At 74.0% G+C, this 12,362-nt stretch carries 10 protein-coding genes and 1 pseudogene; 7 read left to right on the top strand and 4 right to left on the bottom strand.

Annotated elements, in window-relative coordinates:
* The first annotated feature begins 17 nt into the window (after positions 1-17).
* A complete protein-coding gene (locus RHODO2019_RS13300; protein WP_265382236.1) occupies positions 18-812 on the top strand; it encodes an alpha/beta fold hydrolase in 795 nt (264 codons plus the stop codon).
* A 40-nt stretch (positions 813-852) separates the two neighbouring features.
* Here RHODO2019_RS13300 and RHODO2019_RS13295 read toward each other — a convergent pair whose 3' ends face one another.
* A complete protein-coding gene (locus tag RHODO2019_RS13295) occupies positions 853-1,734 on the bottom strand; it encodes a DMT family transporter (protein WP_265382235.1) in 882 nt (293 codons plus the stop codon).
* Between the two features lie 155 nt (positions 1,735-1,889).
* Here RHODO2019_RS13295 and RHODO2019_RS13290 point away from each other — a divergent pair, with 155 nt between their 5' ends.
* On the top strand, positions 1,890-3,215 hold the full coding sequence (locus RHODO2019_RS13290) for a GmrSD restriction endonuclease domain-containing protein (protein WP_265382234.1): 1,326 nt from the start codon (positions 1,890-1,892) through the stop codon (positions 3,213-3,215).
* Positions 3,216-3,247: 32 nt separating this feature from the next.
* Here the strand turns inward: RHODO2019_RS13290 and RHODO2019_RS13285 are convergent, their stop codons facing one another.
* Positions 3,248-4,426 (bottom strand): NAD(P)/FAD-dependent oxidoreductase, encoded by a 1,179-nt coding sequence (locus RHODO2019_RS13285; protein WP_265382233.1) that lies wholly within the window; start codon positions 4,424-4,426, stop codon positions 3,248-3,250.
* Positions 4,427-4,736: 310 nt separating this feature from the next.
* On the opposite strand from RHODO2019_RS13285, the gene RHODO2019_RS13280 reads away from it, so the two are divergent.
* From RHODO2019_RS13280 to RHODO2019_RS13265, 4 genes and pseudogenes are all read left to right on the top strand, one after another.
* Positions 4,737-7,046, top strand: a complete 2,310-nt coding sequence (locus tag RHODO2019_RS13280) for an ATP-dependent Clp protease ATP-binding subunit (RefSeq protein ID WP_265384776.1) — start codon at positions 4,737-4,739, stop codon at positions 7,044-7,046.
* A 204-nt stretch (positions 7,047-7,250) separates the two neighbouring features.
* Positions 7,251-7,629, top strand: a pseudogene (locus RHODO2019_RS13275) (metallophosphoesterase family protein); the annotation flags it as partial.
* A 55-nt stretch (positions 7,630-7,684) separates the two neighbouring features.
* Positions 7,685-8,674: an aldo/keto reductase gene (locus tag RHODO2019_RS13270; RefSeq protein ID WP_265382232.1), complete on the top strand. Its 990-nt coding sequence runs from the start codon at positions 7,685-7,687 to the stop codon at positions 8,672-8,674.
* 33 nt (positions 8,675-8,707) lie between these two features.
* Positions 8,708-9,052 carry a DUF1501 domain-containing protein gene (locus RHODO2019_RS13265; RefSeq protein ID WP_265382231.1) on the top strand — a complete coding sequence of 115 codons (345 nt, stop codon included), beginning with the start codon at positions 8,708-8,710 and terminating at the stop codon, positions 9,050-9,052.
* An 11-nt stretch (positions 9,053-9,063) separates the two neighbouring features.
* Here the strand turns inward: RHODO2019_RS13265 and RHODO2019_RS13260 are convergent, their stop codons facing one another.
* Together RHODO2019_RS13260 and RHODO2019_RS13255 are read right to left on the bottom strand one after the other, a co-directional pair.
* Positions 9,064-10,119: a zinc-binding dehydrogenase gene (locus tag RHODO2019_RS13260; RefSeq protein ID WP_265384775.1), complete on the bottom strand. Its 1,056-nt coding sequence runs from the start codon at positions 10,117-10,119 to the stop codon at positions 9,064-9,066.
* A 2-nt stretch (positions 10,120-10,121) separates the two neighbouring features.
* On the bottom strand, positions 10,122-11,618 hold the full coding sequence (locus tag RHODO2019_RS13255; protein WP_265382230.1) for a flavin-containing monooxygenase: 1,497 nt from the start codon (positions 11,616-11,618) through the stop codon (positions 10,122-10,124).
* A 77-nt stretch (positions 11,619-11,695) separates the two neighbouring features.
* Here RHODO2019_RS13255 and RHODO2019_RS13250 point away from each other — a divergent pair, with 77 nt between their 5' ends.
* Positions 11,696-12,355, top strand: a complete 660-nt coding sequence (locus tag RHODO2019_RS13250) for a TetR/AcrR family transcriptional regulator (RefSeq protein ID WP_265382229.1) — start codon at positions 11,696-11,698, stop codon at positions 12,353-12,355.
* The last annotated feature ends 7 nt before the right edge of the window (positions 12,356-12,362 follow it).

The raw sequence follows: 12,362 nt of genomic DNA, 5'->3' as shown, positions 1-12,362 counted from the left end.
AGTGGTGGGATGGACGGGTGACCACCCTCGCCACGCGCACGGTCGGAGACGTCGGACCGCACGTCGTCCTGCTGCACGGGCTCTTCGGCCAGGGCAAGAACTTCGCCACCATCGCGAGCCGGCTCGCGGCCACCGGGCACCGCGTGACCACCGTCGACCTGCCCAACCACGGACGCTCGGGGTGGACACCGACCCAGGACTACGGGGCGATGGCCGACGGGATCGCCGAGCTGCTGGCGGGGTTCGCCGAGCAGGTGGTGCTGGTGGGGCACTCCATGGGCGGCAAGACGGCCATGACCGTGGCGCTGCGCCGCCCCGACCTGCTGCGCGCGCTGGTCGTGGTCGACATCGCCCCCGTGGACTACCCGGCCGAGCGCCCCGGCTCCCCGTTCGCCCGCTACATCGCGGCGATGCAGGCGATCGACGTCGACGCGCTGCGCACCCGGGGGGAGGCCGACGCCGCGCTCACCGAGGCCGTGCCCGAGGCGGGCGTGCGGGGGTTCCTCCTGCAGAGCCTGGTCCGCGACGGGGAGCGCTGGCGGTGGCGGCTGAACCTGGACGTGCTGCGCGACGGGTTGGACGGGCTGGTGCACTTCCCGGAGCCGGCGCCCGGCGCGGTCTTCGACGGGCCGGTGCTGTGGATCGCCGGCGCCGACTCGAGCTACGTGCGCGCCGAGGACCGCCCGCGGATGGACGCGCTGTTCCCGCAGACCCGGCTCGTGCGCATCAAGGGCGCCGGGCACTGGGTGCACTCCGAGCAGCCGGCGGTGTTCCTGGACGTGCTCACCCGGTTCGTGGACACGGTGTCCTGAGCGGCGGTGTCCTGAGCGGCGGTGTGCTGCGCGGGCGTGCTCAGACGCGCGCGAGCTCGGGCACCTTCTCGTGGCTCACGGCCTCCACCGCCAGCGCCACGGTGCTGCCGACCATCACCAGCACGGCCAGCACGAGCAGGGCCACCCCCGGCCCACCCACCGAGAGGTGGTCGCCCAGCACCGCGACGCCCAGGGTGACGGCCACCATCGGCTCGAGCACGATCATCGTGGGTACCGACGTCTGCAGCGCGCCCGCGTGGAACGCCGACTGCTGCAGCACCGTGGCCAGCAGCGCGACCACCACCAGCGCGTACGGCGCGGGCACGGTGAGCAGCGCCCCGAGCCCCCCGCGCTCGAGGCGGTGCACGCAGATGGTGGTGAGCACCGCGACCACGCCGAACAGCACGGCCACCGCGATGGCGAGGCGGACCGCGCGAACCCTTCCCTGCGAGCGCCGCACGCCCAGCAGGCACGCGACCAGCACCACGAGGACCGCCACCGCCGCCACGGTCCAGGACGGGCCCGGTGGGCGGGGCCGTCCGGGCTTGGGGTTGCCGACGAGCACGAACACCGCGATGGCCGCGCTGAGCAGCAGCGCCCACGTCCACTCGCGACCGGTCACGCGACGGTGCACCAGCCGTGCGCTCAGCGGCAGCGCGAACAGCAGGGACGACACCAGCACCGGCTGCACCAGCAGCAGCGAACCACGGCCGAGCGCGAGCGCCTGGAACACGAACCCGCCCACCGCTGCCGCCGTTCCGGCCCACCACAGCGGCTGGCACACCAGGGCTGTGGCCATCCCCGTGCCGACCGCGTCGTCCTCGTGCACGTGTCGGGTGGAGTGCTGCCGCACGACGATCCCGGTGGCGATGAACAGCGACGCGACGACCGCGAGCAGCACCGCCGTCAGCTCCCGTGGCACCGCCGCCCTCCTTCGTCTCTCCGTGCACCGTCCTCCACAACTCGACGTCCCGCACCACGAGAGTCCTCCGTAACGCTGTGAGAACCCTGAGCGACACACGGGTAGCTCCGCGCGGCCACCGCCCCGGAACATGACGACCGCCGGGGGGCCACCGCATGTCCGCGCCGTTCGACCCGTACCGACCGCTGGACCCGTCGACGCTGGACCCGCTCCGTCCGGGGCACGCCCCGCGCAGCACCACCGGGATGGTCACGCTCGCCGTGGTGGGCGGGCTCGGCGCGCTCCTGGCGCTCGTCGGCGCGCTCACCTCGGGCGCCGGTGGTGCGCTCGTCGCGCTGGGGCTGACCTTGTTGGTGCTCGGCCTCGGGTCGGTGCTCGTCGGCCGGTCGGGGTGGGCGCTGCTGGCCTCGCGCAGGCTCGGGGGCGGGGTGCTGGCGGCCGGGCTGGTGCTGCTGGTGGTCGGTGGGAATCTCCTGCCCACCCCGGAGCCGGTGCCGGCTGCCGCACTGACCGCACCGTCGCCGTCAGCCACCCCGACCAGCACGGCCGCACCGACCACCCCCGTGGACCCGGTGGTCGCGCTCGTGGCCGGGGCGTCGGACGGCTCCGCCCTGGCCGCGCTGGGCACCCTGGAGGTGAAGGGGCGTGCGCCGAGGACCGGCTACGACCGTGACGTGTTCGGCCAGGCCTGGGCCGACGTGGACCGCAACGGCTGCGACACCCGCAACGACGTGCTGGCCCGCGACCTCACCGCGGCCACGGTCAAGCCGGGCACGCAGGGTTGCCTGGTGCTCAGCGGCACCCTGGCCGACCCGTACACGGCGACGACCATCGCCTTCGTCCGGGGCGAGGGCACCAGCGAGGCCGTGCAGGTCGACCACGTCGTGGCCCTCTCGGACGCGTGGCAGAAGGGCGCGCAGGGCTGGGACCTCACCACCCGCACCGCGTTCGCCAACGACCCGTTGAACCTGCTGGCCACCGACGGCCCCACGAACGCCGCGAAGGGTGACGGCGACGCGGCCACCTGGCTCCCGCCGAGCAGGGCCTTCCGCTGCGCCTACGTGGCGCGCCAGGTCAGCGTGAAGGCGAGGTACGGGCTGTGGGTCACCGACGCCGAGCGGGTGGCCGTCGCGGGGGTCCTGTCGGGCTGTGCCGACGAGGCGGTGGTCACCGACGCTGTCGCCCTCGGTGAGGGCGCGGCGCACCAGCAGGCCGCGCGTGAGGCCGACGCCCGGGCCGTCGCGGCGCAGCGGTCGGCCACGACGACCCGCGCGCCGGCGCCCGCCCCGACCACCCAGGCCGCTCCGGTGCGCACGACCCCGGCGGCCGCACCCGTCGCTCCCCCGGCCGCGGCCCCGGGCGGCGTCTACTACAAGAGCTGCACGGAGGCCCGGGCCGCGGGCGCTGCACCCGTGCGCCGCGGTCAGCCGGGGTACTCGAGCAGGCTCGACCGGGACGGTGACGGCATCGGCTGCGAGTAGGGGCTGCAGCCGAGCGCCGCCGCCCCGGCCGATCAGGCGGGCAGCGGCGCGCCGGCGCTGATGAGCTCGCGACCCTTCTCGTCGTCGTCGTCGGCTCCGCAGGTGAGCACGCCGACCGTGGTGCCGTCCTGGCCGTACCAGACGGTGAACGCACCTTCGCCGTGGTCGACGAACCGCGCGGTGTCCCAGCCGTCGCCCCAGGCGGAGTACTGCAGGAACTGGCTCCCGATCTCCGACCAGAAGCCGGGCACCTTGTCCCACGTGGCGTCGCCGCCCGCGGCGTTGGTGCCGGCGATGGCGCCCATGGCCTCGGCGTCGTCCCAGTGCTCGACGACCAGGTGGCGCCCCGCGGTGGCGTTGCGGGCGTAGGCGACGTCACCGGCGACCCACACGCCCGCGGCGCTGGTGGCCAGGTGCTCGTCGGCCACCACCCGTCCGCCGTGCACGTCCAGGCCCGCGGTGTCGGCCAGCTCGCCCAGCGGGTGCGCCCCCACCGCGGCCAGCACCAGGTCGGCCTCGACGGCGTCGTGGCCCTCCAGCAGCACCCGGCGACCGTCCTCGACCCCGGTGACCGAGACACCGCCGACGAGGGTGACGCCCGCGTCGGTGAGCCAGCCGGCCAGCGTCCGGCCGACGTCCTCGCCGAGCCGGTGGACCTGGGGGAGGGTCTCGTCGGAGACCTGGGTGACGGTCTTGCCCATGCCGGCCAGCGACGCGGCGGCCTCGCAGCCGATGAAGCCCGAGCCGATGACCACCACCGAGCTCGCCGCGGCGGCCGCGTCGCGCAGGGCCGTGCCCTCACCGAGGCTGCGCAGCGACAGCACCCGCTGGTCGTCGCCCCCGGGGACCGGCAGCGTGACCGGTGCGGCGCCGGTGGCCAGGACGCAGGCGGAGTAGGCGTACGTCTCGCCCGCGGAGGTGCGGACTGTGTGCGCGGCCGTGTCGAGCTCGGCCACCTCGGCGCCGAGGACGAGGGTGATGTCCTTCTCGGCGTACTCGTCGCCCAGGGAGAGCGAGCCCGCGTCGGCGTCGCCCCGCAGGAAGTCCTTGCTCAGGGGCGGACGGTCGTAGGGCGCGGCCGTGTCGTCGGAGAGGACCACCACGCTGCCGGAGCCACCGGCCTCGCGGAAGGCGAGGGCGGCCGCGCGGGCGGCCGGGCCGCCGCCGACCACCACGAGGCCGTGCGGGGAGGACTGTGCGGGAGTCGTCATGGGTCGACGGTAGGCCGTGGTGATGGGTGCAGCAGCACGAATGACGGACGGTGTCCGCCCTGGGCGGACACGGGACGGGACCGGTCGCCCCCGGGGTTCCAGGGTGAGGTGGAGCGCCGAGGGTTCCGCGGGAACATAGCGTGGTAGACGCACGTTATCTGAGTCGAGTCGGCTCAAGTGTGTGCCGGCACGTCGCCACCAGGAGGTCCCCGTGCCCATCTACCCGCCCCAGGACGCCCAGCAGGGCACCACGTCCGGTGCCCGCCGCATCGACCTCGCCTCGGTGACCACGCGGCAGACCCAGCGTGTGATGGCCACCGCCGCCGCTCACGCCTCGGCCCAGGGCCACCCCGAGCTCGACGCCCTGCACCTGCTGTGGGCCCTGGCCGGGGAGGACCCGACCCTGATCCTGCTGCAGCGCACCGGGGCCGACCCGGACGCGGTGCGCGAGGCCGTCGCCCAGCAGCTGCCTACCGCGCAGGAGGGTACCGCCGTGGGTGCGGCCGCCTCGTCGATGACCGACGCCGCGCAGTCCGCGCTGGCCGACGCCTACCGGGTGGCCCGGGCGCTGGGGTCCACCTACATCGCGCCCGAGCACCTGCTCCTGGCGCTCACGGCCAGCCCCATCACCTCCGCCGGTCGGCTGCTCGCGGCCCACGGGGTCACCGCCGAGTCGCTGCAGCGCACGGCGGCCGACCCGCAGGCCGGGACGGGGACGAGCGGCACCCCGACCCTGGACCGGTTCGGCACCGACCTCACCGCCCGGGCCCGCGAGGGGAAGATCGATCCCGTCGTCGGCCGCGCGTCGGAGATCGAGCAGGTCGTGGAGGTCCTGGTGCGCCGGACCAAGAACAACCCCGTGCTGGTGGGTGAGGCCGGGGTCGGCAAGACCGCCGTCGCCGAGGGCCTGGCCCAGCGCATCGCCGACGGTGACGTCCCTGCCGTGCTGCGGGGCAAGCGCCTGGTGCAGCTCGACCTGACCGCGATGCTCGCCGGCACCAAGCACCGCGGGGACTTCGAGGAGCGGATGACGAAGGTCCTCGACGAGGTCGGGGCGCACTCCGACGAGCTGCTGCTGTTCCTCGACGAGGTGCACACCGTGGTGGGCGCGGGTGCGGGCGAGGGCGCGATGGACGCCGGCAACATCCTCAAGCCGAAGCTGGCCCGCGGCGAGCTGCACCTCATCGGTGCGACCACCCTGGACGAGTACCGGCGGATCGAGAAGGACCCGGCCCTGGAGCGGCGCTTCCAGCCGGTGCGGGTGGACGAGCCGTCCGTGCCCGACGCCGTGGAGATCCTGCGCGGCCTGCAGACCCGCTACGCCGAGCACCACGGGGTCACCTACGCCGACGACGCGCTGGTCGCCGCCGTCACCCTGTCCGACCGCTACGTCACTGACCGGCGGCTGCCGGACAAGGCGATCGACCTGCTCGACCAGGCCGGTGCCCGCGTGCAGCTGCGCGGCGCCGGCGCCCGCGACACCGGCGAGCTCCTCGTGCGCCTGGCCGGGCTCAAGGACACCGCCATCGCCGAGGAGGACTACGAGCGGGCCTCCGCGCTGCGCGACGAGATCGCAGCCGTGGCGCACGACGTGACGCCCGAGGTGACGGTGGACGACATCGCCGACGTGGTGTCCCGGTCGACCGGGGTGCCCGCACGGCAGATGACCACTGCCGACAAGGCGCGGCTGCGCGACCTGGAGGCCGAGCTGCACCAGCGGGTGGTGGGGCAGGACGTCGCCGTCCACGCGCTGGCCCGTGCCGTGCGCCGCAGCCGTTCCGGACTGGGCGACCACTCCCGCCCCGTGGGCAGCTTCCTGTTCCTGGGCCCGACGGGCGTGGGCAAGACCGAGCTGGCCAAGGCCCTGGCCCACAGCCTGTTCGGCGACGAGCAGGCCATGGTGCGGCTGGACATGAGCGAGTACGGCGAGCGGCACACCGTGAGCCGCCTGGTCGGGTCTCCCCCCGGGTACGTCGGCTACGAGGAGTCCGGCCAGCTCACCGAGGCCGTCCGCCGCCGCCCGTACTCCGTGCTGCTGCTGGACGAGGTGGAGAAGGCGCACCCCGAGGTGTTCCACACCCTGCTCCAGCTGCTGGACGACGGACGGCTCACCGACGGCCACGGTCGCACGGTGGACTTCTCGAACACCGTCCTCATCATGACGAGCAACCTCGGCTCGGAGCTGCTGTCCACCCGTGCCTCGACCATCGGCTTCGCCACCGACGGCCAGCGCGCCGACGGCTCGGTGGTGCGGGAGAAGGTGCTGCGGCGCCTGCAGGAGCACTTCCGGCCGGAGTTCCTCAACCGGATCGACGAGACCGTCGTCTTCGCGCCGCTGGAGGCCGCGCAGCTCCGCGAGATCACCGGGCTGGTGCTGGACGCGTCCCGGGTGCGGCTGGCCGAGCTCGGGGTGGGGCTGCAGGTGGGCGAGGCGGCCGTGGACTGGCTCGCCGAGCGCGGCCACCAGCCCGAGCTGGGCGCCCGGCCGCTACGGCGCACCGTCGCCCGCGAGCTGGACGACAAGGTGGCCGACCTGCTGATCGACGACGCCGTGCACTCCGGGGACACCGTGCACGTGGACGTCGAGGACGGTGAGCTGGTGCTGCGCACCCGTGCGTGATTTCTGGACCCTGGAGGCGAGGTTTCCAGCACAGCTGGGGCCCGGTGGTCGGAGCAAGGCCGCCGGGCCGCTCGGCGCGCACGAGAGGCGGGGTCGCGGCCGCCGCACCAACCGGGTGATCGCTGTTCGGGCACGCTGAGGTGGCCCTGGTCCACGTGAGGGTTCCCGAACGGCGATCACCCGCGGCGGCCGAGGTCGAGCAGGGCTGACGTCGTGGTCCACGCCGGGGACTGGGTCGTGCCGGAGCTGCTGGACGAGCTCGAGGTCCGCTCCGCGAGGCTGCTCGGCGTGCACGGCAACAACGACGGGCTCGAGCTCCGCACCCGGTTGCCGGAGGTGGCGCGGGCAGAGCTCGACGGGTTGTGCGACTGGCCGTGGTGCACGAGACGGGCCCTGCGGCCGGTCGGGACGCTCGGATGGCTGCGACCCGCCCCGACGGCCGCCGCCTGCGCCCCGACGGCCGCCGCCTGCGCCTGATCAACCCCGGATCGCCCACCGACGGCCGCCGCCAGCCCGCACGTACCTGACGGCCGAGATCGACACCGGCGTGCTGCGCGACGTGGTGCTGCACCGGCTCCCCCGCGCGGCGCCGGCTGAGCCGGAGCCCGTCCCCCGCCCGGACGGGCACACTGGGGACCATGAAGCACCTCGAGGTCGACGGTCTGGGCCCGGTCAGCCGCATCGGGCTGGGCACGTGGCAGTTCGGTTCCCGCGAGTGGGGCTACGGCGACGCGTACGCCTCCGACGGCGCGCGCGCGATCGTCCGGCGCGCACTGGAGCTCGGCGTCACGCTGTTCGACACCGCCGAGGTCTACGGGTTCGGCAAGAGCGAGCGGATCCTGGCCGACGCCCTGGGCGAGCAGCGCTCCGAGGTCGTCGTCGCCAGCAAGATCTTCCCGGTGGCGCCGTTCCCGGCGATCGTCCGCAAGCGCGCGGAGGGCTCGGCCGGCCGCCTGCGGCTGAGCACCATCCCGCTGTACCAGGTGCACCAGCCCAACCCTGTCGTCGGCGACTCGGTGATCATGCCGGGCATGCGTGAGCTGCTGGACTCCGGGCGCATCGGTGCCGTGGGCGTCTCCAACTACAGCCTGCAGCGCTGGCAGCGGGCCGACGCCGAGCTGGGCCGCCCCGTGGTGAGCAACCAGGTCCAGCTGAACCTCGCGCAGTCGAGCGCCCTGGACGACATCGTCCCCTTCGCTCGCGACACCCACCGCATGGTGATGGCCTACAGCCCGCTGGCGCAGGGACTGCTCGGCGGCCGCTACGGCGTGGGGCACACCCCGGGCGGGGTGCGGGCGGCGAACCCGCTGTTCGGCGAGGAGAACCTGCGGCGCATCGAGCCGGTGCTGCGGCTGCTGCGCGACGTCGCCGGGGCGCACGACGCGACCCCCTCGCAGGTCGCTCTCGCGTGGCTGCTGGGGCTGCCGCCGGTGGTCGTGATCCCCGGGGCGTCCAGCGTGGAGCAGCTCGAGCAGAACGTGGCCGCGGTGGACCTCGACCTCACCCCCGACGAGCAGGCCGAGCTCACCGCGGCGGCCCGCGCGTTCACCCCGCAGTCTGCGGGCCGGACGCTGGTGGACGGGGCGAAGGGCAAGCTCGGCCAGCTGCGTGGGCGCCTCGGGGTCTAGACGGCACCCGGTTCGCACGACCGTGAGGAGACCGTGAGAGTCGGTCTCGGGAAGGCGCCGGCGGCCCTCGGCGGCGCCATCCTGGGTGCACGGGGCAGGCAGGCGGTGGTGCTCGTGTACTCGGAGTTCGGGCGCCGGGTGGCTGCCAACTCCAACGCCAGCGACGGCACCGCCAGCTCGGTGTTCCTTCGCGGCAGCGGGGTCACGGGTGGCTTCCACGGGGCGCAGCCGAGCCTCACCGACCTCGGCAACGGGGACCTCAGGGTGGACCCGGACTTCCCCGACGTCCAGGGCACGGTGCTCGACCGGGTCCTCGGCGCCGATCCCGGTGCGGTCCTCGACGGGTGGACCGGCCAGGTGGACGGTCTGCTCGGGTGAGCGCCGAGCAGCTACCCGCCGGCGCCGGGCTGCACGAGGATGCGCACGGGGTTGCCCTCGTGCTCGCGCAGCGTGCGGATACCCTCGCCGACGTCCTCCAGGCTGACGATCTCGCTGACCGAGCGGGACAGGTCGAGGCGCCCCAGCGAGACGAGCTTGGCCAGCGTGCCGATGTCGGCGTTGCGGTAGCCGAGGTGCCCACGCACCTGGATGCGGCTCAGCCCCAGCATCATCGAGCTGCCGAGGTTGAGGTCGGCCCCGCTCATGCCCACCTGCACCACCCGCCCCCCGATGCGCAGGCTGCGCTGGGCCTGGGTGAAGGTGGCGGGGATGCCCACCACGTCGAAGGCCGCGTCCAGCCCGAGACCTGCCGTGGCGGAACGGATCTGCGCGACCACGTCCGGGTCGCGGGAGTCCAGGGCGAGGTCTGCGCCCAGGTCGAGCGCGCGCTGCCGGGTCTCCGGGATCACGTCGAGCGCGATGATGGGAGCGGCCCCGACGAGCTCCGCGAGCTGCACGACGTGGGTGCCCACCCCGCCGAGGCCCCACACGCCGACGGCCTCGCCGATGCGGACGGCCCCGGTGTTCACCACCGCGCCGTAGGGGGTGGCCACCGCGTCGGCGAGCAGGGCCGCCTGCTGCAGCGGGACGTTGTCCGGCACGCGGGTCAGCCCCATGGCCTGGGCCACGGTGTACTCCGCCCACGCCCCGTCGTAGGCGAAGGCCATGAGCTGCAGGTCCAGGCACTCCTCGAACCGGGCGGACAGGCACATGACGCAGGTGCCGTCGGGCCGGCCGGCGGCAGGGACCACCCGGTCGCCCACCGCCCAGCCGTGCACGCCCGGACCGAGCGCGGCGATGGTGCCCGACGCCTCGTGGCCCTGGGTGATGACGGGCAGGCTCGCGGGGAAGACGCCGTCGATGAGGCTCAGGTCCGAGTGGCAGATGCCGCAGTAGGCGACCTCCACGAGCACCTCGCCCGGGCCCGGACGGGGAACCGGAACGTCGGTGACGGTGAGCTCGTGCGTGGCGGTGTCCAGCCGCTGGGCGCGCATGGTCGTCGGCAGGCTCACCGTGCACCCACCGTCGCGGTCGCGGGGAAGCTCATGCCCTCCGTGACCGACGCGCGGCGCAGCGCCACCAGGTCGCGCGGGTAGCTCATGGACACCTTCCACGGGGCGGTGTCGCCCTGGTGCGGGAAGGCGCTGACGGAGCGCTGGACGTACCCGGCGGCGAAGTCGAGGAACGGCTCCTCGCCCACCGACGCGTCGCGCTGCGGCACGGCGACGGGGGTGTGGGCGGCGTCCATGTGGTCCAGCAGCCTGCAGATGTAGTCCGCGGTGATGTCGACCTTGAGCGTCCAGGAGGCGTTGGTGTAGCCCAGCGCGAAGGCGAAGTTCGGCAGGCCGGTGAGCATCATGGAGCGGTAGGCCATGGATCGGCGCACGTCGACCTCCTCGCCGTCGACCACGAAGCTCATGCCGCCGAAGGCCAGCAGGTTGAGCCCGGTGGCGGTGACGACGACGTCGGCCACCAGCTCGGTCCCCGAGCGCAGCCGGATCCCGGTGGGGGTGAACGTGTCGACGTGGTCGGTCACCACCGACGCACGCCCGTCGCTGATGGCCCGGAACAGGTCACCGTTGGGCACCACGCACAGCCGCTGGTCCCAGGGGTCGTAGCGCGGGTTGAAGTGGGTGTCCACGTCGTAGCCCTCGGGGAGCTCGCTCAGGACACCCTTGCGGAAGACCTTGCGCATGAGGTCGGGCCGGGTGCGGCTCAGGGCGTAGATGGCGGAGGTCTTGGCCACGTTCTTCCAGAACACCACGGTGTGCGCCGCCCGGGCGGGCAGCCACCTCCGTGCGCGCTCGGCCACCTTGTCCGTGCGCGGCAGGGAGACGACGTAGGTGGGGGAGCGCTGCAGCATGGTGACGTGCTCGGCGCTCTCGGCCAGTGCCGGGACGAGCGTGACGGCGGTGGCCCCGCTGCCGATGACGACGACCTTCTTGCCGGTGGTGTCGAGCTCGGCGGGCCACTGCTGCGGGTGGACCACGGTGCCGCCGAAGTCCGCCACGCCCGCGAAGTCCGGCGTGAAGCCCTGGTCGTAGTCGTAGTACCCGCTGCAGGAGAACAGGAATCCGCAGGTCATGGTCGACGTCTCGCCGGTGGCCCCGTGGTGCAGGTCGACGCTCCAGCGGGCGTCGGCGGTGGAGAACTCCGCGCGCACCACGCGGACGCCGAACCGGATGTGGCGGTCGATGCCCTCCTCGCGGGCGGTGTCCTGCACGTAGGCCAGGATCGCGGGTCCGTCGGCGATGGCGCGGGCGTCCTTCCAGGGCCGCAGCCGGTAGCCCAGGGTGTGCATGTCGGAGTCCGACCGCACGCCCGGGTAGCGGAACAGGTCCCAGGTGCCCCCGAGCCGGTCACGGGACTCCACGATGGCGTAGGTGCTGTGCGGTCGCCGGCGCTGCAGGTGCTGGGCGACGCCGATGCCGGAGAGGCCCGCGCCGACGACGAGCACGTCGACGTGGTCGGGTCCGGCACCGTCGGCGGGGGAGGTCGAGGTCATGGGCGCCAGGTTATCGACGGTCAGTCCATTTGGTCAACGCCCTGTCGAGCTTGTCGACTACCGTAGGGTTCGTCCCCGTGAGCACCGCCACCCCTCCTGCTGCCGCCGCGCCGTCGCACGGTCGTCGCACGCGGCGCGTCAGCGGTGAGGAGCGCGAGCAGGCCATTCTCGCCACGCTCGAGACGCTGCTCGAGGAGCGTGCGCTGGGCGAGATCTCCGTCGACGACCTGGCCCGCGGCGCCGGCATCTCCCGGCCCACCTTCTACTTCTACTTCGCCTCCAAGGAGGCGGTGCTGCTCTCCCTGCTGGACCGGGTGGTGCGCCAGGGCCGCCAGGAGCGCGACCGCGCACGCGAGCCCCAGGGGCCGCTCGACGCGGCCGCGCGCTGGCGCCTGGGGGTCGAGTCGTTCCTGGCCACGTTCACCGCGCACCGTGCGGTCACCCTGGCCGTGGCCGAGGCCGCGGCGGGCAGCGCCGAGGTGCGGGCGCTGTGGACCGGTGTCATGGGTGTCTGGGTGGAGGAGACGGCGGCGGCCATCGAGTCGGAGCGCGCGCGCGGTGCTGCGCGGGACGGCCTGGCGGCGCGCGACCTCGCGACCGCGCTGGTCTCGATGAACGAGCAGGTGGTGCACCGCTCGCTGTCGGGGCAGCAGCCCGCGGTGGACCCCGCGGCCGTCACCGACCTGCTCGTGACGATCTGGCTGCGGGCCATCTACTCCGACGAGGGCACCGGGTAGGTCACCG

Origin of the sequence: Rhodococcus antarcticus (assembly GCF_026153295.1) — a bacterium.
In the GTDB taxonomy this organism is placed as follows: Bacteria; Actinomycetota; Actinomycetes; order Mycobacteriales; family Mycobacteriaceae; genus Rhodococcus_D; species Rhodococcus_D antarcticus.
The sequence above is the reverse complement of the archived record's forward strand: the minus strand, read 5'-3'. Positions and strand labels throughout refer to the sequence as shown.